The sequence below is a fragment of the Leifsonia sp. P73 genome (assembly GCF_051059105.1).
GTDB lineage: Bacteria > Actinomycetota > Actinomycetes > Actinomycetales > Microbacteriaceae > Leifsonia.
Genome location: NZ_CP194931.1, coordinates 1,958,951 through 1,983,915, shown reverse-complemented (window position 1 = coordinate 1,983,915; position 24,965 = coordinate 1,958,951). Strand labels below are relative to the sequence as shown.

General features: G+C 70.2%; 24 protein-coding genes and 2 pseudogenes. 12 read left to right on the top strand and 14 right to left on the bottom strand.

The window, feature by feature from the left end:
- Positions 1 to 9: 9 nt before the first annotated feature.
- The gene (locus ACQ86L_RS10090) at positions 10 to 1,302 is read right to left on the bottom strand and encodes an ABC transporter substrate-binding protein (RefSeq protein WP_434318764.1); all 1,293 of its coding nucleotides are present in this window, start codon (positions 1,300 to 1,302) and stop codon (positions 10 to 12) included.
- 235 nt (positions 1,303 to 1,537) lie between these two features.
- On the opposite strand from ACQ86L_RS10090, the gene ACQ86L_RS10085 reads away from it, so the two are divergent.
- Positions 1,538 to 2,536 (top strand): LacI family DNA-binding transcriptional regulator, encoded by a 999-nt coding sequence (locus tag ACQ86L_RS10085; protein WP_434318763.1) that lies wholly within the window; start codon positions 1,538 to 1,540, stop codon positions 2,534 to 2,536.
- A 60-nt stretch (positions 2,537 to 2,596) separates the two neighbouring features.
- Here the strand turns inward: ACQ86L_RS10085 and ACQ86L_RS10080 are convergent, their stop codons facing one another.
- The gene (locus tag ACQ86L_RS10080; protein ID WP_434318762.1) at positions 2,597 to 3,217 is read right to left on the bottom strand and encodes a TetR/AcrR family transcriptional regulator; all 621 of its coding nucleotides are present in this window, start codon (positions 3,215 to 3,217) and stop codon (positions 2,597 to 2,599) included.
- A 123-nt stretch (positions 3,218 to 3,340) separates the two neighbouring features.
- On the opposite strand from ACQ86L_RS10080, the gene ACQ86L_RS10075 reads away from it, so the two are divergent.
- Both ACQ86L_RS10075 and ACQ86L_RS10070 read left to right on the top strand, forming a co-directional pair.
- Positions 3,341 to 5,029: an amidohydrolase gene (locus tag ACQ86L_RS10075; RefSeq protein WP_434318761.1), complete on the top strand. Its 1,689-nt coding sequence runs from the start codon at positions 3,341 to 3,343 to the stop codon at positions 5,027 to 5,029.
- Positions 5,030 to 5,082: 53 nt separating this feature from the next.
- Positions 5,083 to 6,474, top strand: a complete 1,392-nt coding sequence (locus ACQ86L_RS10070; RefSeq protein ID WP_434318760.1) for an APC family permease — start codon at positions 5,083 to 5,085, stop codon at positions 6,472 to 6,474.
- A 98-nt stretch (positions 6,475 to 6,572) separates the two neighbouring features.
- On the opposite strand, the gene ACQ86L_RS10065 is transcribed toward ACQ86L_RS10070, so the two are convergent.
- On the bottom strand, positions 6,573 to 8,033 hold the full coding sequence (locus ACQ86L_RS10065) for an MFS transporter (protein ID WP_434318759.1): 1,461 nt from the start codon (positions 8,031 to 8,033) through the stop codon (positions 6,573 to 6,575).
- Between the two features lie 89 nt (positions 8,034 to 8,122).
- Here ACQ86L_RS10065 and ACQ86L_RS10060 point away from each other — a divergent pair, with 89 nt between their 5' ends.
- A complete protein-coding gene (locus ACQ86L_RS10060) occupies positions 8,123 to 8,512 on the top strand; it encodes a MarR family winged helix-turn-helix transcriptional regulator (RefSeq protein WP_434318758.1) in 390 nt (129 codons plus the stop codon).
- Between the two features lie 167 nt (positions 8,513 to 8,679).
- On the opposite strand, the gene ACQ86L_RS10055 is transcribed toward ACQ86L_RS10060, so the two are convergent.
- From ACQ86L_RS10055 to ACQ86L_RS10030, 6 genes are all read right to left on the bottom strand, one after another.
- Entirely contained in the window at positions 8,680 to 9,036 is a 357-nt protein-coding gene (locus ACQ86L_RS10055; protein ID WP_434318757.1) for a hypothetical protein, read from the bottom strand.
- Between the two features lie 4 nt (positions 9,037 to 9,040).
- The gene (locus ACQ86L_RS10050; protein ID WP_434318756.1) at positions 9,041 to 10,975 is read right to left on the bottom strand and encodes a hypothetical protein; all 1,935 of its coding nucleotides are present in this window, start codon (positions 10,973 to 10,975) and stop codon (positions 9,041 to 9,043) included.
- A 154-nt stretch (positions 10,976 to 11,129) separates the two neighbouring features.
- Positions 11,130 to 12,119: an extracellular solute-binding protein gene (locus tag ACQ86L_RS10045; protein ID WP_434318755.1), complete on the bottom strand. Its 990-nt coding sequence runs from the start codon at positions 12,117 to 12,119 to the stop codon at positions 11,130 to 11,132.
- Entirely contained in the window at positions 12,092 to 12,508 is a 417-nt protein-coding gene (locus ACQ86L_RS10040; RefSeq protein WP_434318754.1) for a hypothetical protein, read from the bottom strand. The genes ACQ86L_RS10045 and ACQ86L_RS10040 overlap by 28 nt, the downstream gene beginning before the upstream one ends.
- A 34-nt stretch (positions 12,509 to 12,542) precedes the next feature.
- Positions 12,543 to 13,436, bottom strand: a complete 894-nt coding sequence (locus ACQ86L_RS10035; RefSeq protein WP_434318753.1) for a carbohydrate ABC transporter permease — start codon at positions 13,434 to 13,436, stop codon at positions 12,543 to 12,545.
- The gene (locus tag ACQ86L_RS10030; RefSeq protein WP_434318752.1) at positions 13,433 to 14,341 is read right to left on the bottom strand and encodes a carbohydrate ABC transporter permease; all 909 of its coding nucleotides are present in this window, start codon (positions 14,339 to 14,341) and stop codon (positions 13,433 to 13,435) included. Before ACQ86L_RS10030 ends, ACQ86L_RS10035 begins: the two co-directional genes overlap by 4 nt.
- A 193-nt stretch (positions 14,342 to 14,534) precedes the next feature.
- Between ACQ86L_RS10030 and ACQ86L_RS10025 the strand changes: the two genes are divergently transcribed.
- Positions 14,535 to 15,611, top strand: a complete 1,077-nt coding sequence (locus ACQ86L_RS10025; protein ID WP_434318751.1) for a glycerophosphodiester phosphodiesterase family protein — start codon at positions 14,535 to 14,537, stop codon at positions 15,609 to 15,611.
- A 43-nt stretch (positions 15,612 to 15,654) separates the two neighbouring features.
- Positions 15,655 to 16,662 (top strand): LacI family DNA-binding transcriptional regulator, encoded by a 1,008-nt coding sequence (locus ACQ86L_RS10020; protein ID WP_434318750.1) that lies wholly within the window; start codon positions 15,655 to 15,657, stop codon positions 16,660 to 16,662.
- Between the two features lie 7 nt (positions 16,663 to 16,669).
- Here ACQ86L_RS10020 and ACQ86L_RS10015 read toward each other — a convergent pair whose 3' ends face one another.
- Complete coding sequence (locus ACQ86L_RS10015) at positions 16,670 to 17,410, bottom strand: MgtC/SapB family protein (RefSeq protein ID WP_434318749.1); 741 nt, start codon at positions 17,408 to 17,410, stop codon at positions 16,670 to 16,672.
- 115 nt (positions 17,411 to 17,525) lie between these two features.
- On the opposite strand from ACQ86L_RS10015, the gene ACQ86L_RS10010 reads away from it, so the two are divergent.
- The 5 genes from ACQ86L_RS10010 to ACQ86L_RS09990 all read left to right on the top strand — a co-directional run bounded on the left by ACQ86L_RS10010 (position 17,526) and on the right by ACQ86L_RS09990 (position 20,489).
- Complete coding sequence (locus ACQ86L_RS10010) at positions 17,526 to 18,095, top strand: alcohol dehydrogenase catalytic domain-containing protein (protein ID WP_434318748.1); 570 nt, start codon at positions 17,526 to 17,528, stop codon at positions 18,093 to 18,095.
- Positions 18,035 to 18,502, top strand: coding sequence for a zinc-binding dehydrogenase (locus ACQ86L_RS10005; protein WP_434318747.1), 468 nt, complete (start codon positions 18,035 to 18,037; stop codon positions 18,500 to 18,502). The genes ACQ86L_RS10010 and ACQ86L_RS10005 overlap by 61 nt, the downstream gene beginning before the upstream one ends.
- Before the next feature lie 219 nt (positions 18,503 to 18,721).
- Complete coding sequence (locus tag ACQ86L_RS10000; RefSeq protein WP_434318746.1) at positions 18,722 to 19,138, top strand: hypothetical protein; 417 nt, start codon at positions 18,722 to 18,724, stop codon at positions 19,136 to 19,138.
- 102 nt (positions 19,139 to 19,240) lie between these two features.
- The gene (locus ACQ86L_RS09995; protein ID WP_434318745.1) at positions 19,241 to 19,729 is read left to right on the top strand and encodes a hypothetical protein; all 489 of its coding nucleotides are present in this window, start codon (positions 19,241 to 19,243) and stop codon (positions 19,727 to 19,729) included.
- A 91-nt stretch (positions 19,730 to 19,820) separates the two neighbouring features.
- Positions 19,821 to 20,489: a phosphatase PAP2 family protein gene (locus ACQ86L_RS09990; RefSeq protein ID WP_434318744.1), complete on the top strand. Its 669-nt coding sequence runs from the start codon at positions 19,821 to 19,823 to the stop codon at positions 20,487 to 20,489.
- A gap of 68 nt (positions 20,490 to 20,557) precedes the next feature.
- Here ACQ86L_RS09990 and ACQ86L_RS09985 read toward each other — a convergent pair whose 3' ends face one another.
- The 4 genes and pseudogenes from ACQ86L_RS09985 to speB form a co-directional block, all read right to left on the bottom strand.
- A complete protein-coding gene (locus ACQ86L_RS09985) occupies positions 20,558 to 21,208 on the bottom strand; it encodes a cyclase family protein (RefSeq protein ID WP_434318743.1) in 651 nt (216 codons plus the stop codon).
- Positions 21,209 to 21,595 carry a nuclear transport factor 2 family protein gene (locus ACQ86L_RS09980; RefSeq protein ID WP_434318742.1) on the bottom strand — a complete coding sequence of 129 codons (387 nt, stop codon included), beginning with the start codon at positions 21,593 to 21,595 and terminating at the stop codon, positions 21,209 to 21,211.
- Positions 21,592 to 23,100 (bottom strand): annotated as a pseudogene (locus ACQ86L_RS09975) (purine-cytosine permease family protein); the annotation flags it as partial. The pseudogene ACQ86L_RS09975 and the gene ACQ86L_RS09980, both read right to left, overlap by 4 nt.
- A 198-nt stretch (positions 23,101 to 23,298) precedes the next feature.
- Positions 23,299 to 24,234, bottom strand: a pseudogene (speB, locus tag ACQ86L_RS09970) (agmatinase); the annotation flags it as partial.
- A gap of 148 nt (positions 24,235 to 24,382) precedes the next feature.
- On the opposite strand from speB, the gene ACQ86L_RS09965 reads away from it, so the two are divergent.
- The gene (locus tag ACQ86L_RS09965) at positions 24,383 to 24,961 is read left to right on the top strand and encodes a helix-turn-helix domain-containing protein (protein ID WP_434318741.1); all 579 of its coding nucleotides are present in this window, start codon (positions 24,383 to 24,385) and stop codon (positions 24,959 to 24,961) included.
- The last annotated feature ends 4 nt before the right edge of the window (positions 24,962 to 24,965 follow it).

The following is a 24,965-nucleotide window of genomic DNA, read 5'->3' as shown; positions in this document are numbered from 1 at the left end:
TGAGGCCTCTCAGCCCTTCTTGGCGGCGTCGTTCGCGGCCTGGATCATGCCCTTGGCGTCGGTCTTGCCCGCCAGCATGTCGACCACTGCCACGTTCAGCGCGTTGCCGATGTTCTGGCCGAGGACCGTGTCGAGCCACTGCGAGACGTACGGGGCCTTGTTGTAGGCGGCGAGGACGTCCTTCAGGTAGGGCTCGGTGACCTCCTTCTGCGCGTCGGTGTTGACCGGCGGCGAGTTGAACGCCTTGTAGTAGGCGATCTGCTGCGGGGTCGACGCGATGAAGTTGAGGAAGTCGGCGCACTGCTTCGGTGCCTTCACCGAGCAGGAGTAGCCGTCGACGCCACCCATGATCGAGCCGGGCTCACCCTTGCCCGCGCTGGAGAGCTCGGGGAACGGGTAGAAGCCGAGGTCGGCCAGGGGCTTCTGGTCGGGGGTGAGGGAGGCGATCACGCCCGGGTCCCACGCGCCCATGAGCTCCATCGCGGCCTTGTGGTTCGCGACCAGGCCGGCGGAGGAGCCGGCGCCCTGCTGGGCCGAGGTGGTCAGGAAGCCGTCGTTGAACGGCTTCTGGCCGGCGAAGTTCTGCAGGTCCTCAGCGGCCTTGGTCCAGCAGGAGTCGCTGAAGCTCTTCGAGTCGGCCGTCTTCTCCATGGTGGAGCCGGAGCACTCGCGGAGCGCGAACCAGTAGAACCAGTGCGCGGCCGGCCAGGCGTCCTTGGCGCCGAGGGCGATCGGGGAGACGCCCGTGGCCTTCAGCTTCTGGACGTCGGCGCTGAGGTCGTCGATGGTCTTGGGAGCTTCGGTGATCCCTGCCGCCTTGAAGAGGTCCTGGCTGTAGAACAGGCCGCCCGGGAGGACCGAGAGCGGCATGGCGTAGACCTTATTCTGGTAGGTCTCGGCCTTGAAAGAGCCAGAGGAGATGACCTTCTTGGTGTCGGAGGAGATCTTGTCGGTGAGGTCCATGACCTGGCCCGCCTGCACCATCGCGGCCATCTTGCCGCCGCCGCGCTGCAGGAAGATGTCGGGCGCGTCACCGGAGTTGAGCGCCGTCTGCAGCTTGCCGTCGAGGTCCTCGTTCTGGATCGACTGCATCTTGATGGTGACGTTCGGGTTGGCCTTCTCGAAGGCCGCGATCGCGTCCTTCCAGTACTGCTGGCCGGGGCCCGTGGTGGAGTTCTGCCACAGCGTCATGCTGACTTTGCTGCTGCTGTTCGAGCTGTCCGACGTTCCGCTGCACGCGCTCAGGGCGATCGTGCCGGCTGCCAGGACAGCTGCTCCCATGAGGAGCTTCTTGGCTTTCATGTGATTCCAACCTGTTCTCTTCGTTGAGCGGCATCCACGGTTCCGTCGATGCCCGTGACATGAGTTCGTTGTGGTGTCGACCGGGGCGAAGCCTCTCACCTGTGGCCGGATCTCGAACTCGTCGGGTCCGGGAGGCTGACCGGACCACGTCAGTGTCGCAAGGCCTCGGAAGAAGTGTCAAACGTTTTCGAAATCCTTTTCGAAATCCTTTTCGGGATTGCTATGCTGCTCGGTCATGGGACGTCGTCCAACCATCAATGATGTGGCAGAAGCCGCCGGAGTGTCTGCGGCGACGGTGTCCAAAGCCGTCAACGGCCGCTACGGCGTCGCGTCCCACACCGCCGAGCGCGTCCTCCAGGTCGTGGAGGAGCTCGGCTACGAGTCGAGCCTCGTCGCGTCGAGCATGCGCTCGCGGCAGACCGGCGTGATCGGCGTGCTGGTGGCCGACTTCGAGCCGTTCAGCGCGGAGGTGCTTAAGGGCGTCGGCGCGGCCCTGTCGGACTCCGGGTACGACCTCCTCGCCTACAGCGGCTCGCGGCACGGCGCCTCGGAAGGCTGGGAGCGGCGCTCGCTCAGCCGGCTGAGCGGCACCCTCATCGACGGCGTCATCATGGTGACGCCGACCGTGGTCAACGTGAACGCGGACGTCCCGATCGTCGCCGTCGACCCGCACACCGGCCGCGCCGACCTCCCGACGGTGGAGTCGGACAGCTTCGGTGGAGCGCGGAGCGCCGTGGACTTCCTCATCGGGCTGGGCCACCGCCGCATCGGCTTCGTCGCCGGCCGCGCCGACCTGCGCTCGTCGGCCGCGCGCGACGCGGGCTACCGGCGCGCGCTGACGGAGGCCGGCATCCCGTTCGACCCGTCGATCGTGGGCGTCGGCAACTACGAGCAGGAGAGCGCACGGGAGGCCGCCCGCCGCCTGCTCGCCGCGCCCGAGCGGCCCAGCGCGATCTTCGCCGCCAACGACCTCTCCGCGATCGTGGTCATCGAGGTGGCGCACGAGCTCGGTCTGGAGGTGCCGCGCGACCTGTCGGTGGTCGGCTTCGACGACATCCCGGAGGCGTCGCGGTTCTCCACCCCGCTGACGACGATCCGGCAGCCGATGGGGCGGCTGGGGGCCGCGGCGGCCGAGCTGGTGGTGGCGCTGATGGCCGGGGAGGAGCCGGACCCGACCCACATCCGCCTCCCGACGCGGCTCATCCGGCGCGCGAGCACGGCGCCACCGGCGTGACCCCATCACCCTGTCGCCGAAGGGCGCGTAAACGCCCCTAAAACGCGGTTTTAGGGGCGTTTACGTGCCCCTCGGCGGGTGGAGGGTGGTGGGGGCGCCGAAGGCGGCGGCAGCGGCGCGCAGGGCGGTCTCGGCGCTTGCGACCGTGATCAGGCTGTTGCCCGCGACGATGTGGAGGCCGTAGGCGTCCTCCAGGGCGACCAGGTTCATGGCCAGCGTCTCGACGGGGAGCGCCGGCGCGAAGACTCCCGCCGCTGCTCCGCGCTCGAGGATGCCGGTGTAGGTCGCGAGCTGCCGGAGGTACATCCGCTCGACCAGCTCGTCGTGCAGCGCGGAGGTGCCGGCGAGCACGTCGAACTCGTAGAGCAGGCGCATCAGGGCGTCGTCCGGGCCGCTCGGCAGGCCCTCCCGGATGGCGGCGGCGAGCTGCAGCTGCGGCTCGGGGATGCCGGCGACCACGGCGTCCCGGTGGTCGCAGAATCGTTCCAGGCCCGCGCGGTGGGCCTCCACCAGCAGCTGGTCGAGGTCCTCGTAGTAGTACAGGATCGCGCCGCGCGTGAGTCCCGCCTTCGCCGCCACGTCGGCCAGCGAGAGCGAGCGGAGGCCGCGCTCGCCGACCGCGCTGAGCGCCGCCTCGATGAGGTCGGCGCGGCGCTCATCCTGCTTCTTCGGGCGGGCCATGAGTCGACCCTACCGGCGCGCGGCGGCCCGGCCCGCTTGACACCTTTCGCGGAGGCGTGGCACACTCGGGGAATTCTTTGACGCAAGTGTCAAAGAATTCTCCTCACCGTCGATGGGACCGCCGTGACCGCACTTCAGACCGCCGACCTCCTCCTCACCGGAGCCCGGGTCAGGACCTTCGACGACGCGCAGCCGTGGGCCGAGGCCGTCGGCGTGACGGACGGCCGGATCAGCTACGTCGGGCCGGCTGCCGAGGCTCCCGCCGCCCGCGAGACCCGCGAGCTGGGCGGCGCCCTCGTCACGCCCGGCATCATCGACAGCCACAACCACCTCCTGCTCGGCTTCGATCCCGACGCGGTGAGCCTGGAGGGCGCCGAGACGCTCGACGAGGTGCGCCGCCGCATCCGCGAGCTCGCCGAGCGCCGTCCCGACCTCGACTGGATCTGCGCCGAGAACGCCGTCTACTCGATCGTGCCGGGCCGCCGACCGAACGCCGCCGACCTGGCGGGGCTCACCGACCGCCCGGTGTTCGTCACCACCTACGACCAGCACTCGGTCTGGCTCAACGACGCGGCCTTGCGCGCGCTCGGCATCGCGGGCGGCGGCGACATCCCCTGGGGCCGTCCGGAGCGGGACGACGACGGCAGGCCGACCGGCTGGGTGACCGACTTCTACACGAGCGCCATGACGACCGCGGGGCTCGCCGGCCTGCAGCGCGACATCCCGCTGTACTCGCCCGAGCGCCGCTACCGCCGCCTGCTCGGCAGCCTCGCGCTCGCCACCGCGTCCGGGATCACGACCGTGGTCGAACCGCAGGTCCCGCTTGCGGAGGTCGGCCTCCTCGACCGGGCGCGCGAGCGCGGGCTGCTCAGTTCGCGGGTGATCGCGGCGCTGTTCCACCCGATCGACGCGGACGCCGCGTTCCGCCGCGAGCTGCGGGAGGCCGTGGACGACGGGACGACCGACGAGCGGCTGCGCTTCGGCCCGGTGAAGCTCTACGCCGACGACGTGATCGAGCCGCACACCGCGTGGATGCTCGACGACTACGCGAACCGCCCCGGCCACCGCGGCCACCCGTCCGCCCCGGTCGGAGAGCTGACCCGCATCGTCACCGAGCTCGACCGGCTCGGCTTCCAGACCCACACGCACGCGACCGGGGACGGCGGCATCCGCCTCGCCCTCGACGCGATCGAGGCCGCAACGCGGACCAACGGCACGCGCGACCGCCGGCACGGGATCGTGCACGTCGAGTGCCTGCACCCGGACGACCTCCCCCGCTTCGCCGCGCTCGGCGTGACGGCCGCGATGCAGCCGCGGCACTGCTCGCCCGACCTCGTCGCGGGCACCTGGATGGAGAACGTCGGCGAGCAGCGCTGGGACCGCGCCTGGCGGCTGCGCTCCCTCATGGAGTCGGGCGCGCACGTGGCGCTGTCCAGCGACTGGCAGGTGGGGGAGATGGACCCGCTCGTGGGGTTCTACTCGGCCCTCACCCGCGCGGGGCTCGACGGCCGCGACGCCTGGACGCCCGCCGAGCGGATCGGCCTGGACGACGCGATCCGCGGCTACACCCGCGAGGGGGCGTGGGCGTGGCACGCCGAGGGCGACCTCGGCGTCCTGCGCGTGGGGGCGCGCGCCGACGTCGTCGCGTGGTCGGCCGACCTCTACGAGCACGAGGGCGACCCGGCCGCGCTGCTCGACCAGCGGGCGGCGCTGACGGTCGTCGGGGGCGAGGTCGTGCACGACGTCGACCGGGACGCACCGGCTCCTGAGCAGTTCGGGGCGCTCGCGCACTGCTCGGCGGCGGGGCACTAGGCCCTTCACGCTTCATCCCGTTCCTCTCCCATCGCAGCGAAAGGATCCACCCGATGTCCCAGCTCGACCCCGCCATCTCCCCCGCCCGCTCCGCCGAGACCGCCGACGACCTCCAGGCCGCCGGCCTTCGCCGCAGCCTCACCCTCCGCCACATCGTCTTCCTCGGCCTGGCCTACATGGCGCCGCTCGCGGTCTTCGACACCTTCGGGATCGTCGCCGACCTCACCCATGGGCACGTCCCGCTGTCGTACCTCCTGGTGCTCGTCGCCGTGCTCATCACCGCGCTCAGCTACGCCAAGATGGTCCGCTTCTACCCCCGCGCCGGCTCGGCGTACACGTACACCCGGGAGGCGATCAACCCGCACCTCGGGTTCCTGGTCGGCTGGGCGGCGACGCTCGACTACCTCCTGCTGCCGATGATCAACGCGCTGCTCTCCGCCATCTACATGACGGCGGCGTTCCCGGAGGTGCCGTCGTGGGTGTGGATCCTCTCCACCATCGTCGTCTGCACCGCGCTGAACCTGATCGGTGTGCGGATCGCGGCGAAGGTCAACGTGATCCTGGTCGTCATCCAGGTAGTGGTCGCCGTCGCCTTCGTCGGGCTCACGATCAAGAACATCGTGGAGGGCGCGAACGGCGCCCACTTCTCGGTCGCGCCGTTCTTCTCGCCGGGGATCGACGCGGGCGCCATCGCGTCGGGTGCTGCGATCCTGGCGCTGTCGTTCCTCGGCTTCGACGCCGTCAGCACGCTCGCCGAGGAGGCCGAGCACCCGCGGCGGGACATCCCGCGCGCCATCCTGATCATCGTCGGGGTCGCCGGGCTGTTCTTCGTGAGCGTCACCTACGTGATGCAGGTGCTGTTCCCGGACGTGTCGACGGTCGGGAACATCGTGGGCGCATCGCCGGAGATCGCGAAGTACATCGGCGGCGCGGCGTTCCAGGCTCTGTTCATCGGCGGCTACATGGTGGCCGTGCTGGGCTGCGGGATCACGCAGCAGATGAGCGCGGCGCGCCTCCTGTTCGCGATGGGCCGCGACGGCGCGCTGCCGGGACGGTTCTTCGGGCGGCTCAACAAGGCGGGCGTCCCGGCCGGCAACGTGCTGCTCATCGCTGCGCTCGCGTGCTCGGCGGTGTTCCTCGACCTCAGCCGCGCGGCCTCCCTCATCAACTTCGGCGCGTTCGTGGCGTTCATCTTCGTCAACCTGTCGGTGATCTTCACCTACGTGCGGTTCGTGAAGCGGCGCGGCTGGCGGCAGGCGCTCGGGTTCGTCGTGCTGCCGGCCCTGGGCGTGGCGGTCAACGTCGCGCTGTGGTTCAGCCTGGAGCCGAGCGCGATGGTCGTCGGCGGGGTGTGGGTCGCGCTCGGGCTGGGCTACCTGCTGTGGCGGACGCGGCTGTTCCGGGTCGCGCCGCCGGCGCTCTCCGGCCCCGTCGACCAGCCCTGACCACCATCGAAGGGCACGTCGTTGTCGTTTCGGAGGGCCGAAAGCGACAACGACGTGCCCCTCGTGTGTGGAGTTTGTGCGTGTGGGAGTTCTCGGGGTCAGGGCTGGGGGCGGCGGCGCCGCGGGAGCGCAGCGATGAGGAGGCCGGCGAGCGCGAGCCCCGCGCTCAGGTAGAGCCCGGGCCGGTAGTGCGCGAGCTGCTCGGCCAGGCCGGCCTGCCCTCCCGTCGCCGGCGCAGAGCCTCCCGCGATCAGCGCGGTCGTGACCGCCAGCGCGAGCGCGCCGCCGACCTGGGCGCTGGTCTGCACTAGTCCGGCCGCGAGGCCCTGCTCGTCGTCGTGGACGCCCGTCGTCGCCTGAACCTGGATCGACGGGAAGCCGATCCCGAAGCCGACGCCGAGCAGCACGACCGGCGGCAGCACGTCCAGCCAGTAGACCGGGGCGGTGCCCAGCCGGAGGAACAGCAGGTAGCCGGCGGAGAGCGAACCCAGGCCGACGATGATCAGCACGGTCGGCCCGAACCGGTCGATCAGGCGGTCGGTGAACGGCGCGCTCGCGACCACCACCAGGCCGGTCGGCAGCAGCGCGAGCGCCATGCCGAGCGGCGACCAGCCGAGGACGTCCTGCAGGTAGAGCGTGAGCACGAACTGGAACGACACGTACGAGCCGAACAGGGTGATCGCGGTGAGGTTGGCCCGCAGCACCGACGCGACCCGGAAGATCCCGAACCGGATGAGCGGATGCCGCACCCGCAGCTCCAGGATCACGAACGCGGCGAGCAGCGCCCCGGCGATGACGAAGCCGAGCACGGTCGGCAGCGACCCCCAGCCGGCGCCGGGAGCGGAGACCACCGTGTAGACGAGGAGCAGCATCCCGGCCGCCAGCAGGATCGCGCCGACCACGTCGTGACCTGCGCCCTTCTCGCGGGCGTCCTTGGGGACGAAGAGGAAGCCGAGCACCAGCGCGAGGACGGCGAGCGGGACGGAGAAGAGGAAGGTCCAGCGCCAGCTCAGCGACGTCATCAGGCCGCTCATGATCAGGCCGAGCGAGAAGCCGCTCGCCGCGAACGTCGTGAAGATCGAGATGGCCTTGTTGCGCTGCGGCCCCTCCTCGAAGTTGGTCGTGATCAGCGAGAACGCGGCGGGCGCGGTGAAGGCGGCCGCGACGCCCTTGACGAACCGGCTGGCGATCAGGAGGCCCGCGTCCATCGAGAGGCCGCCGGCGAGGGAGGCGACGGTGAACACGCTCAGCGCGACGAGCAGCACCGTGCGGCGGCCGAGGAGGTCGGCCAGGCGCCCGCCGAGCAGCAGGAGGCTGCCGTAGCCGAGCACGTAGCCCGACACGATCCACTGCAGGGCGCCCGGCTGGAGGCCGAGCTCCTTGCCGATCGAGGGGAGGGCGACGCCCACCATCGAGACGTCGAGGCCGTCGAGGGCGATGACGATGCAGGTGGCGAAGAGCAGCAGCCAACGGGCCCGGCTCCAGTGGAAGGAGGCGGCGGACCCCGAGGGCGACGTGGGCCGGACGGCGGGGCGGGAGGCGGTGTCGGAGTTCAGCACGAGCGCAAGTCTATGACACGGAATAGATTGTGTCAGCAAAGTATGCACATTCATGTAGTTCGCAAGAAACCGAGCGTATCATTGCCTCCGTGAACGAACCGGTCGACGTCTCGGCCCGCTGGCGCGAGCTGCAGGGCCTCTACTTGAACACCGCCGCGGAACTCGAGCGCACCCTCCAGCAGAGCCACCAGCTCGGCCTCAGCGAGTACGAGGTGCTCGACCTCGTCGCCGGCTACGCGAACGAGTCGTGCACCATGCGCAACCTGGTCGACCTCACCCCGATGACCCAGAGCGCGCTCTCCCGGATCGTGGACCGCCTGGTCAAGGCCGGACTGGTCGAGCGCAGCACCTGCGACTACGACCGGCGGGCCTTGTTCGTCGGCATCACCGCGGACGGCGCGCGCGTGCACGACGACGCGAAGCGGGAGTACGACGGGCTGCTGGAGCGGGCGTTCGCGGGGGCGGCGGCCGGCGCTTAGGCGTCTCGGTCAAGCGAGGCGCCCCCGGCGGATCGCTCAGGGAGCGAGACTCGCTTCTGCGACTCTCTCACCTTCGGGAGTGAGGGCGAACCACCAGAGAAATCCCCACGGTTCCGCGTCCGCGGCTTCAAGCGTATGTGCCCGGGCGAGCTGGTCGACCCATGCGATCAGTCGATCTTCGTCACTTCGCTATTTCTGGTCGCCGCGTCGAATTCACCGAGGAACGCGTCCGGAAGTCGCAAACGGCAAAAACGTTCGATGTCATTCAGACTGGCGCGGATTGATGCTTCGTCGTTCTCCATGGTGACGCGCTTTCCAAAGAAGGTCCGGACTGCAATCCCATCCAGCAGCATGACCAGTCCAAAACGTCCATGTCGCGGGTCAATCCCACACTTGAACAGGAACGACTCGTACAGGACGAATGCGACCTCACCGGTCGCATCGTTTGCTGATACAACATCGACCTTGCTTCCGTAGTGCTCGTGTATCAGTCTCGGTAGCCTTTGGAAGTCAATCGAACTCATATCTTCACCATTTCTTTCTTGCGATCATCGCTTCCGGGTCAAAGACATACCCATTCTTCTTGAGGTAGTTCAGCTCATCGCCCAATGCGCCCAGATCCCCTACAGGATCATGCGTGAAGTTCACGGCTTTGCCATCACGAATGATGTCGTCGAGGAAGGGGCGGTTGAAGAGGTTGAACATGTCCTCCTCGCTGAGTCCGTTTTGTGCACGGATCGTTGGCCAGTTCTCGCCGAGGTCGAAGTATTGATTGCCTGACTTGATGGCCTGGTTGGTGTAGCTGTTCTTGCTCCCCGAGCCTTCCCATTTGCCGAGGGTGACTTCTGGTGAAGAGGTGTTGTGCATGCTCGCGGAGCGGACGGCGTCCCATTCGGCGATGGTCATCTTCTCGATGCCGTTGATGAGGACTTTATCGCCGGCTACCGACACGCCTCGGATGGCGCTCAGCGCCTCGGTTGCGGCCATTGGGATGACGTTGTCGGCGGATTTCACCGTCGGGGTGAAGTCCCTCGCGAGTGTCGGGCTGCCTGCGCCAACCCGGTCTTTGATCCAGTCGAGCGCGCTGGTCGCAGTGTTCGCGGTGGTGATCTTTACCGCTGTACTCGCCCCGGGGAGTTTCCCGGCCCCGGTCAGCAGGGTGCCGGGTTTGGTGAACTTGGCGGCGGCGGCGGCGGGGATGAGCATGCTGGCGATGGTGGTGGTTGCGTAGCCTGTGGCGTAGGCGTCGCCGTTGATGACCCTTCCGACGGTGGTGGTGAGTTGGTTCCAGAGTTCGGAACGTGCGCTCTGGTCGGTGGCGAGTGTGTAGATGCCCTCGCCGATCTCTTTGACATTCACTTGCAGGCCGCCGGCGACGAGGTCGCCCAGTGCTGCGCCGGCACCGGCGAGGAACTGGAACCCCGCGACCCCTGAGTCGGCGGCGGGTGTGGCGATGTTCGCGTCGTACCAGTGGCTGACGTTTTCGGCGGCCATCCCGATCAGGTTCAACTCGTTGCCGGTGGTGGCGATGGTGGCGTGGTTGATGGCGCTGTTGACCCCTCCGATCACGAGCGAGCCGCCGAGCACGGTCAGGCCGAGGGAGAACCCGGCGGTGAACGGTGTCAGGCCGGCGCCGATGGCGGTGATGACCGCGCCGGCAAGGATTTGCAACCCGTCCCAAAGCAAGTCCCAGCCGGCCTGCTCCCGCTTGGCGGTGTCGACATCTTCCGCGTATTGGGTGAGAAGGGTCTTCCAGCCGGTGGCCGCGGCCTTCTGGTTGTCCTGGCAGTACTCCAGCATCCCCGTGGTGAGCTCACCGAGTTGCTGCAGCGTGAGGGTGAAACTTCCCGCCTGATAGTTGCGGCCGCGTCCGACCGTGAGGGTGCCGACGTTGCTCATGATGCTGTGCAGCTGGGCGATCAGGTCCTGCACCTGCCCGAACCCGGGGTCGGATGCCTCGTATGCTTCCCAGGTCTCCTTCTGCCCCTTCGCGATCGAATGCATCCCCTCCAGATCGTCCGCGGTCTGCTCGGCAGCTTTCGCTCCGGCGCCATCCAGGGAGACAAGGTGCGAGGCGTCCGCGGTGATCTGCCGCAACCGGGCGGCGAAACCACGCAACTGCCCTATCCCGGACTCCAGCTGGGTGAGATGGGTGTCGTACTCGTCTTTCACGAGCCGGAAGTTCCCGCCCGTATCCACCTGGGCGTACCCGTTCCAATACACGCCGACCGCGGTCTGGAACGTCGTCAGCCCGATCAGCAGGCACTGCAGGATCGGGATATGCACCTCGCGGATGTACGCCCGCATCGCATCAGCGCCGTGACCGGTGATGTTCCCCGACGCCGCCAGCTGCTCCAACCCCTCCGCGAGTTGGCTCACCGCCTCCATCCGGTCAGCAAGCCCTGCCTGCAGCCCCGGCGCTGACGCCTGCCACGCATCAGCAGAAAACTCCACCACCCTCACCGGTCCGCGCCCTCACGATCCATTACCACAGTGGTTACAACTGTCACAGACCTAGCATGTAGGTATAGAAATGTAAATGTAAGATGTTTATTGAGAGGAGGTGGAGCGCGGCCCATTCGAGCCACGCCCCACCCCCCGTCAACGCACTGCCCCGTCAGTCCCCCGCGAGCTGCGTCTTGTAGTCGGAGATCGCCTGATTCGCCGCCGTCGTCGCGTCGGTGAGCGCCTGCTCCATGCTCTTCGAGCCCGAGAACGCGGCCTGCATCTGCGGGATCATCGCGGCGCGGATGGCGCTGAAGGCTCCGGTGAAGCAGCCGTGGCTGGCCGGGACGTCGGAGACGTTCTTGACCTCGTCGATCGCGACCTGGGCGACCGGGTGGGAGGCCAGGTAGTCCTTGCGGGCGGCCGAGTCCTCCAGTGCGGTGTTGGCGGGGACGTAGCCCGTCGCCTCGCTGAACTTCGCCTGCGAGGCCGGGGAGGCGAGGAACGAGATCAGCTTCCAGCCGGCGACCTGCTGCGCCGGGCTGGCCTGGTTGCTCAGCCACATGGCCGAGCCGCCGACGACGGTGCCCGCCTTCGAGGTGGGCGCGGACAGCGGGAACGGCAGGGCGACGTACGGGAACGAGGTGCTGTTCGCGACCGAGGCGGCGACGGCGGACGAGTTGAACATCATCGCGGTCTTGCCGGCCGCGAACGCGGTGACGGCGTTGTTGTTGTCCGTGCCGACGTCGAGTCCTGCGCCCGCCTTGTAGATGCCGGCCATCGTGCTGAACGCCTTCACCTGCGACGGCTGCTGGAAGCTGACCTTGTCCGCGCTCTTCGTCCCGCGCCCGTTCTCCGGCGTGCAGTACAGGTTGCCGCTGGTGGCGGTGAGCTGCTCGAACCACCAGTCGTCGAACGCCTCCGCGATGCCGGGGACGCCGGTCGCGTCCTTGATCTTCGTCGCGGCGGCGGCGAGGCCGTCGAGCGTCTTCAGCGAGGAGGTCTCCACGCCGGCCTTCTGCAGCAGCTCGGTGTTGACGAACAGCAGCGGGGTGGACATGTTCATCGGGACGGCGGCCAGCTTGCCGTCCACGCTGTAGTAGCGCTTGCCGGCGGGCGCGAGCTGAGTGAGTTTCAGGTCGCCCGGGTTGGCCGCGGCCATCGCCTCGGGGAGACGCTGCGCTTGACGTCGTAGAGGAAGCCGGAGGAGATGTCGTTGCTGAGGGTGACGGTCGGGGTCGACTTGTCGCGCAGCGACGCCGTGTACTTGGCCAGGAGGTCGGCGTAGGAGCCCTGCGCACTGGTGTCGACCTTGATCTTGCCGGCGTTCTCGGTGTTGAACTCGTCGATGAGCGACTGGAGGGCCTGGGCGTTGATGCCGCCGAGGCCGTGCCAGAAGCTGATCTCGGTGACGCCCTTGGCGTTCGCCAGGGCGGACGGGCCGGGCGCGCCGGAGGCCGACGGCGTGGCGGGCGCGTCGGCGCCGGCGCTGCATCCGGCCAGCGAGAGCAGGAGGAGCGCGGCGGCTCCCAGGGTGACGGATCTCTTCATTGCGGTGCCTTCACTTTCTCTGGGGGTGGTGGGTTCAGCGGAGGACGCCACGCGACATGCCGGAGAGGAGGAACCTCTGGCTGACGATGACGAGGATGACGGTCGGCAGGAGCACGAGCGCGGTGCCGGCGAAGATGGCCGCCGGCGCCGTGGACTCCGAGGACACGAGCTGGGAGAGCCCGACCTGCACGGTGCGGTTGACCGGGCTGTCGGTGATGAGCAGCGGCCAGAAGAAGCCGTTCCAGGCGAACAGCGCACTCCACATGATCGCGGTGGTGACCTGGCTGCGGCAGGCGGGCAGGACGACCAGGAGCAGCGTGCGGAGGTCGCCGCAGCCGTCCAGCCTGCTGGCCTCCCAGATCTCCCGCGGCAGCGAGGCGAACGCCTGGCGGAGCAGGAAGATCGGGTAGCCGAACGCGAGGTACGGGATGATGATGCCGAACACAGTGTCCCGCAGGCCCAGGCTGCTGACGAGCTGGTAGTTCGGCACCACCAGGCTCTCGCCGGGGATGGCGAGCGTCGCGATCACGAGCGCGAAGGCGATCCCGCGTCCCCGCCACTTCGGGAACACCAGCGCGTAGGCCGCGAGAGCGGAGGTGACGAGCTGCCCCAGCGTCTGCAGCACCATCACGACGATGCTGGTCAGGTACTGCTGCCCGAGCGGGATCGCGGTGAGGGCCGCGGCGAAGTTGTCCAGCGTGAAGTCGCTGAGCGGCGGGAAGAGCCCGCTGCGGACGAACGAGCCGGTGCGGAAGAAGCCGCTCACGAACGTCAGGTAGACCGGGAACGCGATCAGCACGGCGAGCACGAGCAGGACGAGCAGGCGCGGGAGGTCGGCGGCGCGCAGGCGCGGGCGGCGCGGACGCGGGAGGCCGGCGGTGCGCAGCCGCGTTCGTGCGGTGCGGGTGACGGAGCCGGTGGCGCTCATGCGGTGACCCTCCTGTTGATGAAGCGGAACTGGAGCCAGGTGATCAGCGCGACGATCAGCACGAGGATGACGGCGACCACGGAGGCCCGGCCGTAGTCGGGCGTGCCCTGGCCGAATGCGTACATGTAGAGCTGGTAGACGAGCGTCGTGGTGCCGCCCGCGGGGCCGCCACCCGTGAGGATGCGCACCTGGGTGAACGTCTGCAGACCGGAGATGGTCTGGGTGACGAGCAGGAAGAACAGGCTCGGGCTGAGCAGCGGGATGAGCATCGAGCGCACGAACCGCATCCCGGAGGCTCCGTCGAGCTCTGCGGCCTCGATGACCTCCGGCGGGAGGGTGCGCATGGCGGCGGCGAGGACCAGGAAGGCGAAGCCGAGCTCGTACCAGGCCGTGGTCAGGGCGATGGTGAAGATGGCCCAGCCCGGTTGCTGCAGCCAGGGGACCGCGCCGATCCCGACGTGCGCGAGGATCTGGTTGACCACGCCGGCCGCCGGGGCGAACATCCCCGAGAAGATCGCCGACGCGGACGCCGCGGAGAACGCGAACGGGAGCGAGAAGACCACGCGGAAGACGCCGCGGCCCGGGATCCACTTGCGCAGCAGGATGACCGCGGAGAGCGCGACGCCGACGGACATGGTCATCGACAGGCCGGCGATCAGGATCGTGGTGCCGACGACCTGCCAGAACGACGGCTGGCCGAGGAGCCTCGCGTAGTTCTGGAGCCCGACGAAGCGGGTCGGGTCGCCGAACAGGTCGGTGCCGAACAGGCTGAGCCGCACGCCGGTGACCAGCGGGCCGTAGAGGAAGACGGCGATGAGCGCCGCCGCGGGGAGCAGCATCCACGGGCCGATGCCGGCCCGGATGCCGCTGCTGGTGCGGCGCCCCGGTGCTGTCGTCTGTGTCATCTCACTCCTGCCCGCATCATTACGGGAACGTTCCCGGTTCGATGGAAAGTACCAGAGCGGACGAGGCTCCGCAACGCGGAGGCCGTCGGCGCGACCCTGGTGGTGTTTGCTAACCTACAGAGCATTCGGGAACGTTCCCGGTGACGCAGGGTAACGCCTGGGTGAACACATCGTGCGATCAGGGAGTGTGTGGATGCAGGCCGAGGCGAGTGGAACTCCGGCGTCGATCGCGCGTCCCCGCATTGCGCCGCCGGGTGGACCGATCCCCGCGATCATCGGCCACCGCGGCGCCAGCGGCTACCGGCCCGAGCACACGACCGCCGCCTACGACCTGGCCTTCGCCCTCGGCGCGGACGCCGTGGAGCCGGACATCGTCGCCACCCGCGACGGCGTCCTCGTCCTCCGCCACGACGCCGAGATCTCGACCACCACCGACGTCGCCTCCCGGCCGGAGTTCGCCGCGCTGCGCACCACGAAGGAGATCGAAGGCGCCGTGCTCGACGGCTGGTTCACCGAGGACTTCACGTGGCGGCAGCTCGCCACGCTGCGCTGCGTGGAACGGCTGGACGCGCTCCGGCCGCTCAGCGCCACGTTCGACGGACGCCACGGCATCCTGCGCCTGGGCGACCTGCTCGGCGTGGTCTCGGCCGCGTCCGAACGGTACGGCCGCGCGCTCGGGATCGTCGCCGAGCTCAAGCACGCCACCTACTTCGAGTCGCTCGGGCTGCCGCTGGACGAGCTGTTCCTGGCCGAGCTGGCCGCGGCCGGCTGGGACCGGGGCGCGCCGCTGGCCGTCGAGAGCTTCGAGCAGGACGTCCTGCTCTCGCTCGCCGCGCACGGCCTCGACGCCGACCTGGTCTACCTCGTGGAGGCGCACGGCGCTCCGGCCGACCGGGTGGCCCGGTCCGGGTCGGCGGCGAGCACCTACGACGAGGACGTGACCGACGCGGGCCTCGTGCAGCTGGCCGGCGCCGGGCTCACCGGGGTCAGCGTCGACCTGTCCCGGATGCTCCGGACGACCGGGGAGGGCGCGCTGGCCACGACCGACATCGCGGACCGGGCCGCGGCGGCAGGGCTGCAGACGTATTGCTGGACGCTGCGCCCCGAGAACGAGTTCCTGCCCCCGTCCGCCCGCCTCGGCTCGGCGCCTGGGGCGCCCGGCGACTGGCGGCGTCTGTTCGAGCCGGTCATGCGCAGCGGGGTCGCCGCGGTCTTCGCCGACCATCCCGACCTCGCGGCGAGCGTGCGGGAGGCGGCGCTCGGCGAATAGGCTGGCGCCTATCCCGTCCCTCCTCGCCGCCCAGGGAGCCCATGTGCCACGCGAGCGCACCAGACCACCCACGATCATCGACGTGGCGAAGGCGGCGGGCGTCTCCAAGTCCGCGGTCTCCCGTGCCCTGCTCGGCCAGGGCGAGGTGAGCGAGAGCGTGCGGCAGCGTGTCATCGAGGCGGCCGACCAGCTGGGCTACGTCGCCAACGCGATGGCGCGCGGCCTCGTCTCGGAGCGCACCAGGACCCTCGGAGTCGTCCTGCACGATGTGACCGACCCGTTCGCGGGCTACTTGCACGTGGCCATGCAGACCCGCGCGACCGAGCTCGGCTACGCCGTCGTCACCGCGACCAACCCGGGCGACCTGACCCTCGACAACGCGCTCACGGCGCTGCGGACGCTGATCTCGCTGCAGGTCGACGGCCTCCTGGTCTGCTCCGCACGATTCCCGTCCGAGCAGGTGCTGCCGTTCGTGGACCGCCTCCCGGTGGTCGCCGCCGGCCGCCGCGAGACCGCGCTCTCCAGCGTCTGCGTCGACGATCGCGACGGCGGCGAACGGCTCGCCGACCACCTCCTGGGTCTCGGCCACCGCACGGTCGCGGTCATCCTCGTGGACGGCGCCTACTCGTACAGCCAGCACCTGCGCGGGGTGGCCATGATCGCCCGGCTCCGCGACGCCGGCGCGACCGTGATCGTGCGGGAGGTCGCCACCAACGCCGACGTGCGGGACGTGCTGCCGGACCTCGTCGGCCTCCCGGACCTCACCGCGATCATGTGTCCGAACGACCGCACGCAGGTCGCCGTCATGGAGTACTGCCGGGCGGCGGGTGTCGAGGTGCCCGGCCGGCTCTCGGTGACCGGGTTCGACGGGATCGGCCCGCTCACGACCTCCCTGCTGGAGTTGACGACCTTCCGCCAGCCCATCGAGGACATCGGCCGGGCCGCGGTGGAGCTGATGATCGACGCGATCGAGGAGGGCGCGGGCGAGCCGGGCCAGCTCCTGATGCGCGGGGAGCTCGTGCCGGGCGGGACGGTCGCCGCCGTGCGCTGAGCACGCTCTAGTCCTCCGACTCGGTCGGCCACCAGCGGCTGCCGACCACCTTCGGATCGAGGCTGAGCCGCTGCACCGCGCGTTCGAGGACGCCGGGCACCCCGGGATCGGCCGAGCTGACCCGGGCGATGACCGTCACGTGCGAGTGCGGGCCTGGGGCGCTGTCCACCGAGTGCAGGACGAGGTCGGGCCGGTCGACGGCGTGGAGGACGAGCGCCCGCACGCGGGACTCGCTCTTCTCGGTCGTCTCGGCCTCCAGCGTGAAGTCGCCGAGCTGCTCGGCGTCCTCGGCGTCCCCCGGATCCTCGGCCCAGCGCCGGGTGCGGCGGTTGACGAAGGAGCTGACCGGACGCAGCAGGATGTTCGTCCCGACGATGCCGGCCGCGCCGACCACGGCCATGAGCAGGCTGCCCGCGCCGGCGAGCGAGCCGACTGCGGCGGCGCACCAGAGCGTCGCGGCGGTGGTCAGCCCGCGGATGTTGAAGCCGTCGCGGAGGATCACGCCGGCGCCGAGGAAGCCGATGCCCGAGACCACCTGCGCCGCCACGCGGGTCGGGTCGGCGTCCGGGCCGGTCAGGCCCACGGAGCCGACGATGACGAACAGCGCGGCACCCGCGGCGACGAGGGCGTTGGTGCGGATCCCGGCCGTCCGGAGTCGCCACTGCCGCTCCAGCCCGATGGCCGCGCCGAGCGCGATCGCGACCAGGACGCGGACGGCGAGCCCGAGGATCAGCGCGGGATCGTCCATGTCGGCTCCTTCGGTCGATGGCGCTCCCGTGCACAGCCGGGAACGTTCCCGGTCAGTATAGCCCGACCGGATCGCTCCTGGCGGGGCGGACCGCGAGCCGCCTAGCATGGACCCCATGCGCGCGATCGTCCAGGACGAGTTCGGCGACCCGGCACGGGTCCTCAAGGTGGAGGAGCGGCCGCTCCCCGAACCGGGGGCGGGACAGGTGCGCGTGCGCACCGTCCTCTCGCCCATCCACAACCACGACCTGTGGACCATCCGCGGCACGTACGGCTTCAAGCCCGCCCTCCCGGCCGGTTCGGGGACGGAGGCGGTCGGCGTCGTGGACGCGGTCGGCGAGGGCGTCACGGCGCTCACCGTCGGGCAGCGCGTCGTCACCGGCGGCACCTTCGGCGTCTGGGCGGAGGCCTTCGTCGCGTCGGCCGGGGCGCTCGTCCCGGTGCCGGACGGACTGAGCGACGAGGACGCCTCCCAGCTCGTCGCCATGCCGTTCAGCGCGCTCAGCCTGCTCGACTACCTCGACGTGAAGCCGGGGAGGTCATCCTGCAGAACGCGGCGAACGGCGCGGTCGGGCGGCTGCTCGCGCAGTTCGCGGCGACCCGCGACGAGAAGGTCATCGGGCTGGTGCGCCGGCAGCGCGACGCCGACGCGCTGGCGGCGCAGGGCATCCCGAACCTGGTCGTGACCGGCGCGGACGGCTGGCGCGACCGGGTCCACGCCCTCGCGGACGGCGCGCCGATCGCGGTCGCGGTCGACTCGGTCGGCGGTGAGGCGAGCGGCGACCTGCTCGCCCTCGTCTCCGACGGCGGCACGCTCGTGTCGTTCGGCTCCACCGCGGGCGAGCCGATGCGGCTGTCGTCCGGCGACCTGATCTTCCGGCAGGTCCTGGTCAAGGGCTTCTGGGGCAGCAAGGTGAGCTCCTCGATGGAGCCCGGCAAGCGCGCCGAGCTCTTCGGCGAACTGATCCGCGCGGCGGCGACGGGGGCGATCACGCTGCCGGTGGAGGCCGTGTTCGGGTTCGACCAGGTACGGGAGGCCGTGGAGGTCGCCAGCCGCTCCGGCCGCGTCGGCAAGGTGCTGCTGCGCCCCTGAGACGCGCGACACGCCGTCTCCGTGTCGCCCGATTTGGGGGACAGATTCGTGTCCTCCAAATGACCCACAGAACGGTCTTTCTGGCTATGCTCGGCGATGACGCACCGAAGCGTCACAGCTACAGCCTTTCGCACCGACCCGACGCAAGCTGAAGGACGTACCATGAACCCGACATTCGGTACCACTGTTGACCCCGAAAAGGCCGCGGAGCGCGCTCACGTGCTCCTCGAGTCCGAGATCACCGCCCGCCTCGACGCGGTCCGCGACCTCGCCAAGCGGCTGAACGACCTCGACACCGCCATCGCCGAGTACATCGCCGGCTGGCAGCTCGCCCAGCGGGCCGGCTGGACCGAGAGCACCCTCGCCGACATCGGCCTGCGCGCTCCCGAGTCGCTGCCCAGCCCGAGCGGCCGCCGCGCCGCCGACGCCGACGCCGCCCCTGCCTCCCCGGCAGCCCCGGCCACGCCCTCGACCCCCGCGCTCGCCCCGGTCGTCGCGCTGACGCCGCCGCCCGCGCCCGTTCCCGCACCCGTCGTCTCCGCCCCTGCGTTCGGCCCGGCGCCGACTCTCGGCTCGGTGTCGTCCTTCCCGGCGACCTCCAGCACGCCGACCGTCGTCAGCACGCCGACCCACTGAGCCCCGGGCGCCCCGGCGCCCTCCGCATCCCACGGCGCCTCCGCGCCCGCGCCCGCGCGCCCTCCCACCCGGGACAGTCACGTCTACCCGAAGGACACGTCTGTGAACCAGCACACCTCGTACGACCGCGCCCACGACGACGCGCAACGGCTCGCACGCCGCCACGAACGCGACCTGCACTGGGCCAAGGAACGCCGCCGCCAGCAGGAGAAGGAGATCGCCGCGGCCTCCGCGCTGCTCGCATCGAGCCCCTGGGCGGCCGCCCGCCGCACCATCCTGGTCTCCGGCTCACTGCTGGCGGCGGTCGCCGTCGCCGCGGCCTTCGCGGCCGGGGCGCACCTCCCGGCCGGCTGGCTGCTGCTCGCGGACGCGGTGGCGATCGCGGTCGCAGTGGCCGTGATGATCTGCGCGGGGGTCGCGCTGGTGGGCGTCCGCTCCCGCCGCGCGGCCGCGCGCGATCTGGTGCGCTCGCACGACGCGCGCCTGTCGCACACGCAGTACCACATCAGCGAGAGCGCGCACACGTTCGTCGACTCCCGTGTGGAGGTCGTCAACACGCGCCCGGCGAGCGTCTCCAGGAACGCGGCCTGAGAGACGCGCAACGTTTCTCCGTGCTCTCTTAGAGCTTGCTGAGCCGAACAGTGCTTGACTGAGACGTCCGCCCGAAAGGAGACCCCGTCTCGTGAAGCCTGCCCAGCTCCGCATCCCCCGACACTGGATCGTCTGGACCGTCGTCCTGTTCGTCCTGACCTTCGCGCTCGGCTTCGCCGCCAAGTGGATCGTGGCACTGCGCTTCGACTCGCTCGACGCCGCGGTCAACAAGGTGAACTCGCCCCTCCTCGACAAGCTCGCCCTGCTGCTGGACCAGCTCGACAGGCCGACGATCGTCGCGGTCATCCTCGTGATCACCTTCGTGATCCTGCTGTTCGTGAAGGGCTGGAGGCTCGCCCTCGGCGCCGTCGTCGTCACCGGCCTCGGCTGGCTCACCACGCTGGTCGTGAAGACCGTCGTCGCCCAGCCGCGCCCGACGACCGCCGGGCTGACCCACCTGCTGCACGTGAACCCGGCGACGCTCAGCTATCCGAGCGGGCACGTCGTGTTCGCCGCCGCGCTGGTGACGGCGCTCGCGATGGTGTGCCGCGGAGCGCTCGCCCGCACGATCGTCATCGTGGTCGGCGCGGTCTTCGTCGCCATCGTGATGTGGTCGCGGCTGTACGTCGGCGTCCACTACGGGACCGACGTGATCGGCGGCGTGCTCAACGGCGTCGCCGGAGTGCTGCTGTTCGCGGGGCTCTGGAACCTCGTCGCCGCGCGCCTCTTCGCCGGCAACGCCCGCCGCGCCGCCGCCTGACGCCGCGACATTCGTGACGAATGTCGCGAATGCGCGCGTGAGACGCGACATTCGGCACGAATCGTCGCTCAGTCTTCGATGATCACGGCCCGGAGCGGGGCACCGTCGCCTCCCGCGATCGGCAGCGGCAGCCCCACGAACCGCGGCGCCCGTGCCGTGACCCGGTCGAGCCCGGTCAGGTTCTCGATGATGAGGCCGCCCGCGCCGAGGAACACGTCGTGGAACGGCAGGGCAGGGGCCGGGTCGTCCGCCACGGTCTCGTCCGGGTTGAGCGCGTCGACGCCGACCACGGTCACGCCGGCGTCGAGCAGGGCGGAGGCGATCCCGGCGTCCAGGAACGGGTGGTCGGCGTAGCCGGGCTCGTCGAACCGCGCCGACCAGCCCGTGCGGAACAGCACGATGTCGCCCGGCCCGACCTCCCTCAGCGCCTCGCGCACGTCGTCCACGCTGATCCGCGTGCGCGGCGGGAGGCCGCTCACGTCGACCACGCGCGCCGGCCCGATCAGCCGGCCGAGGTCGACGGCGTCGATCGTCGCACCGCCCTCGACCGTGTGGGAGGGCGCGTCGATGTGCGTGCCGGTGTGGCTGCCGAGCTCCACGCTCAGCACGCTCACCCCGGCCTCGGCGATGGACAGGGCCGGTTCCACGCGCACCTCCGGGTCGCCGGGGAAGACCGTCATCCCGGTGCGGATCGGGTGGCTGAGGTCGATGACCGACAACTAGTCCTCCCGGGGTGACAGGTGCTCGTGGACGCACGTCCACGAGCCGTCGCGGCGCTGCATGACGATGGTCTCGCGCTCCCGCACGGTCGTGCGAGCGTCGCCGTCGGCGAGTTCGGTCTCCACATCGTGCGTGAAGATCGCGACGTCGTCGCCCGCGAACTGCACACGCCGTCCCGTCGAGCGGCAGCCGAGCACCTGGAAGCCGTCGCGCTCCCAGGCGTCCCAGGCCGCCTCGTACTCGGCGCGCGACTCCAGCCGCACAGGGTGGGTGTGCAGGACGAAGCTGGCGTCGTCGGCGAAGCCCGAGAAGTACGCGTCGCGGCGGTGGTTGGCGAAGTCGTCGACGATCCGGTCGACCGCGGCGAGGACGTCCCGCTCACTCATGCGCCGACCTCCTGCTCGAACGTGTTCCCGTCCAGCGGCCGGCTGTTCGCCCGGCGCGCGTGCGCACGGGCCGCCGCCGACCGCTCGTCCAGGTGGATGGGCGGCACGGCCGCGTCGGCCGCGCGCACGCCGCGGGGACCCTCCGGGCCGAACACGTAGCGCGGCTCCGGGAAGACCGCGAGCAGCGCCCCGTACAGGACGCCGGCCACGACCACGCTCGACAGCAGGCTCAGGTCGATGCCGCCGGCGAGGCCGCTGAACGGCCCGACGATGATCGGCGGATAGTCGGCGAACAGCAGGCCGACGACGGCGGCGACGATCCACGCTGTCATCCCGCGCCAGTTCACGCCGGCCGCGAACCAGTACCGGCCGCCGGTCTCGCCGCGGTTGAACACCTGGAGGTCGGACGGGTCGTAGAATCCGCGCCGCACGACGTAGCCGATCGTCATGATGACCATCCACGGGGTCGTCGTGACGACGATGGCGCCCACGAACGCGTTCACCGTCCCGAGCAGGTCGAACACGAGCCGGCCGACCAGGATGAAGAGGAACGCGATGGTGCCGATGAAGATCGTGGCCTGCACCCGGCTGAACCGCGGCACGACGGACGAGAAGTCCAGGCCGGTGCCGTAGAGGGAGGTCGTGCCGGTCGACAGGCCGCCGATGAACGCGACCACCAGCAGCAGCAGCGCGTACCAGAGCGGCGAGACGTGGATGAGCGAGACCACGTAGTCCGCCTTGCCGACCACGAGCGTGGCGGTGGCGACACCGAACAGCAGCGGGATGAGCCCGAGGCCCTGGCCGAGGATGGTCGCGCCGATGAGCTTGCGCGGCTTGGTCGCCCGCGGGATGTAGCGCGACCAGTCTCCGAGGAACGCGCCGAAGGAGATGGGGTTGGCCATGACGATGAGCGCGGCGGCGATGAAGGTCGGCCAGAACGCGCCTCCGATGGCCAGCGCCTTCGTGCCCGGGTCGTAGCCGGCGTCGAACACCCCGGAGTAGGCGACCACGGCGAGGAGGATCAGGGCGGTGTTCGCGAAGACCGCGACCTTGTTGACCAGCAGCATGAACTGGTAGCCGTAGATCACCACGACGATCACGATCAGGCCGATGATCGCGTAGATGCCGAGCCGCAGCCCGATCGAGTCGGGCACCCCCGCGAGCCGGGTGAGCGCGCCGACGATCGCGTCGCCGGACACCCACACCGAGATCGAGTAGAACGCGATCGCGGTCAGCAGCGAGAGGAACGAGCCGACGATCCGGCCGCGGACGCCGAACAGCGCGCCGGAGGAGACAGCGTTGTTCGTCCCGGTCTTCGGCCCGAACAGCGCCATCGGCGCCAGGAACGCGATGCCGACGGCGACGCCGAGAACGGTCGCGGCGACGGCCTGCCAGAACGACAGCCCGAGCGCGATGGGGAAGGTGCCGAGCAGGATGGTGGCGAACGTGTTCACGCCGCCGAACTGGATGCGGGCCAGGTCGAGCCAGTTCGAGGTGCGGTCGGCGTCCGGGATGGTGTCGATCCCGTGGGCCTCCACCTCGGTGATCTTGGGGCGCGGGTTCAGTGCAGCGGTGACGTCGTCGTCGGACATTGCGGGGATCCCTTTCTTCGGGAGGGGTGGGGTGAGGGAGATGGCGTCTTTCAGTGGGGGAGCGAGGAGGTGCGCCGCCGGCTCAGTGGCGGGAGCGGCGGTGTCCCGATGCCGCAGCGCGAGCAGCGACACCAGGTCGTAGGCGAGGTGGGAGGCCGCCACCCCGGTGAGCTCGGCGTGGTCGTAGGCCGGGGCGACCTCCACGACGTCCGCGCCGATCAGGTTGAGGCCGACGAAGCCGCGGATGATCTCCAGCAGCTCGCGGCTGGTGACGCCGCCGGCCTCCGGGGTGCCGGTTCCCGGCGCGTGCGCCGGGTCGAGCACGTCGATGTCGATGGAGAGGTAGAGCGGGCGGTCCCCGATCCGGTCGCGGAGCTTCGCGACGACCTCGTCCACGCCCTGCCGGTAGACGTCGGCGCTCGTGACGATGCCGAAGCCGAAGCGGTGGTCGTCGTCGAGGTCCTTCTTGCCGTAGAGCGGGCCGCGGGTGCCGACGTGGCTGAGCGCCTCGGTGTCGAGGATGCCCTCCTCGAACGCCCGGCGGAACGGCGTGCCGTGCGTGAACTCGGCGCCGAAGTAGGTGTCCCAGGTGTCGAGGTGCGCGTCGAAGTGCAGGAGGGCGACCGGGCCGTGACGCTCGGCGGCGGCCCGCAGCAGCGGGAGGGAGATGGTGTGGTCGCCGCCGAGCGTGACCAGGCGCGTCCCGTCGTCGGTGAGGTCGTAGGCCGCCGACTGGATGGTCTCGATCGCCTCCGCGATGTCGAACGGGTTGACCGCGATGTCGCCCGCGTCGGCGACCTGCGTCAGCTCGAACGGCGAGACGTCGAGCGCCGGGTTGTACGGGCGGAGCAGGCGGGAGGCCTCCCGGATGTGGTTCGGGCCGAAGCGCGCGCCAGGGCGGTAGGAGACGCCGGTGTCGAACGGGACGCCCGCCACGACGATGTCGGCCCGGCCCACCTGGTCGAGCCGGGGCAGCCGGGCGAAGCCATCGCGACCGGCGTAGCGGGGCGTGCGCGACGAGTCGATGGGGCCGACGTTGTGCGGCATGCAGCCTCCTCGGTGCTGTGCGTTGCTGTGATGCGGGTTGCCTGTCACGGAACCTTTGTTGCATGAGAGGCTACAACGCGATCCCGTCGACGTCAACGCGCTCACCCGATTCGGCGGCGGAACCGCGCCGACCGGTTACCGTTGTCCCATGCGCCCGATGCCCCTCGAACCCGCCGACCGCCGCGTGGCCATCGGCCCGCGGCTGCGCGCGGCGCGCCGGGCGCAACAGCTGACGATCGACGAGGTCGCGCAGATCACCGGGCTGACCAAGGGCTTCCTCTCCCGGGTCGAACGCGACATGACCTCCCCGAGCGTCTCGTCACTGATCAGCCTGTGCGACGTCCTCTCCATCCCGGTCGGCTCGCTGTTCGAAGAGCCGGACGTCCAGCTCGTCCCGGCCGGCACCGGCGCCAAGGTCAACCTCGGCGGCGTGGACACGGAGGAGCGCCTGCTCTCGCCGCGCACGGAGTCGCGGGTCCAGGTCATCCGGTCCGTCATCCAAACCGGCGGGCATGGCGGCGAGGAGCTCTACGCGGTGGCCGCGGACGTCGACGTGCTGCACGTCCTCCGCGGAGAGATCGAGGTCCGCTTCTCCGACCGCGAGTGGCAGCTCGGCCCCGGCGACAGCCTGACGTTCAGCGGCCACGAGCCGCACAGCTGGCGCGTGCTCACCGACGACGGCGCCGAGGTGCTCTGGGTGCTCGTCCCGGCGCTCTGGAGCGCCTGACCGC

Excerpts from the sequence above, each read along its gene's own strand:
- ACQ86L_RS10070 (WP_434318760.1), top strand. The coding sequence starts at position 5,083 with ATGTCCCAGCTCGACCCCGCCATCTCCCCCGCCCGCTCCGCCGAGACC.
- ACQ86L_RS10080 (WP_434318762.1), bottom strand. The coding sequence starts at position 3,217 with ATGGCCCGCCCGAAGAAGCAGGATGAGCGCCGCGCCGACCTCATCGAG.
- ACQ86L_RS10040 (WP_434318754.1), bottom strand. The coding sequence starts at position 12,508 with ATGAAGAGATCCGTCACCCTGGGAGCCGCCGCGCTCCTCCTGCTCTCG.
- ACQ86L_RS10030 (WP_434318752.1), bottom strand. The coding sequence starts at position 14,341 with ATGACACAGACGACAGCACCGGGGCGCCGCACCAGCAGCGGCATCCGG.
- ACQ86L_RS09965 (WP_434318741.1), top strand. The coding sequence starts at position 24,383 with ATGCGCCCGATGCCCCTCGAACCCGCCGACCGCCGCGTGGCCATCGGC.
- ACQ86L_RS10010 (WP_434318748.1), top strand. The coding sequence starts at position 17,526 with ATGCGCGCGATCGTCCAGGACGAGTTCGGCGACCCGGCACGGGTCCTC.
- ACQ86L_RS10045 (WP_434318755.1), bottom strand. The coding sequence starts at position 12,119 with ATGGCCGCGGCCAACCCGGGCGACCTGAAACTCACTCAGCTCGCGCCC.
- ACQ86L_RS10015 (WP_434318749.1), bottom strand. The coding sequence starts at position 17,410 with ATGGACGATCCCGCGCTGATCCTCGGGCTCGCCGTCCGCGTCCTGGTC.
- ACQ86L_RS10090 (WP_434318764.1), bottom strand. The coding sequence starts at position 1,302 with ATGAAAGCCAAGAAGCTCCTCATGGGAGCAGCTGTCCTGGCAGCCGGC.
- ACQ86L_RS10025 (WP_434318751.1), top strand. The coding sequence starts at position 14,535 with ATGCAGGCCGAGGCGAGTGGAACTCCGGCGTCGATCGCGCGTCCCCGC.
- ACQ86L_RS10055 (WP_434318757.1), bottom strand. The coding sequence starts at position 9,036 with ATGAGTTCGATTGACTTCCAAAGGCTACCGAGACTGATACACGAGCAC.
- ACQ86L_RS09980 (WP_434318742.1), bottom strand. The coding sequence starts at position 21,595 with ATGAGTGAGCGGGACGTCCTCGCCGCGGTCGACCGGATCGTCGACGAC.
- ACQ86L_RS10085 (WP_434318763.1), top strand. The coding sequence starts at position 1,538 with ATGGGACGTCGTCCAACCATCAATGATGTGGCAGAAGCCGCCGGAGTG.
- ACQ86L_RS10035 (WP_434318753.1), bottom strand. The coding sequence starts at position 13,436 with ATGAGCGCCACCGGCTCCGTCACCCGCACCGCACGAACGCGGCTGCGC.